The sequence below is a fragment of the Streptomyces thermovulgaris genome (genome assembly GCF_002155915.1).
Taxonomy (GTDB): domain Bacteria; phylum Actinomycetota; class Actinomycetes; order Streptomycetales; family Streptomycetaceae; genus Streptomyces; species Streptomyces thermovulgaris.
Genome location: NZ_MUME01000356.1, coordinates 1 through 663, shown reverse-complemented (window position 1 = coordinate 663; position 663 = coordinate 1). Strand labels below are relative to the sequence as shown.

The window sequence follows — 663 nt, the reverse complement described above, 5'->3', positions numbered from 1 at the left end:
GGGGAGGGGACGGTGGTCAGAGAACGGGGGGTCGCCATGAGGGGTCAGCTCTTTCGCGCGAGATTCGTCGGAAGGATCGACGGCCGCGAGTTCGTGATCGGGCGCGTCGAGGGACGTACGTCGTCTCGCGCCGGCCGAGGGCCAGGGATGTGCGGCTCTACCGGGCCGACGCGCTGAGCGCGCGACAACACACCCGGTCGAAGTCGTGGTGCTGACGTGAGGGCCAGAAGGGCTCGAGGTCGTGACGACCCGTCACGGTGCACTTCTGGAAACCGGCCATGCCCTCATTCAAACAGACTTCACGCCGTCGCAGGAGTCCCTCTCACGGTTCGGACGCCTCCCGGCGTCAACCCGGCGTTGCGTGGATCACCCCACCAGGAGTTCGTGCCAGGTCAGAGGATTGATCACCGGCTGCCTTGTCCGGACCTCTGTCCCGCANNGCAGTGCGGCGGCCCGGGCCGGCACCTCACCGGTTTCCCGGGGGCTCGGGCGTCAGCCCACCTTCTCGATCAGCGCACGGCGGATCAGGAACTTGCCGGGCTCGCGGACCTCCTCGAAGGCCGCGTTGTTGAGCAGGACGCAGCTGCCGGAGACGGAGGTGACCTTCACCGTGATGGACTTGTTGTTGTCCAGGTTGGTGACCTTCAGCGTCGTACCCGCCGG

1 protein-coding gene is annotated in these 663 nt (G+C 67.2%); it reads right to left on the bottom strand.

Annotated elements, in window-relative coordinates; genetic code table 11:
• Positions 1 to 492 precede the first annotated feature (492 nt).
• Positions 493 to 663, bottom strand: a 171-nt coding sequence (locus tag CCN35_RS29705) for an RlpA-like double-psi beta-barrel domain-containing protein (protein WP_245863389.1), incomplete at its 5' end; no start/stop codon positions are given.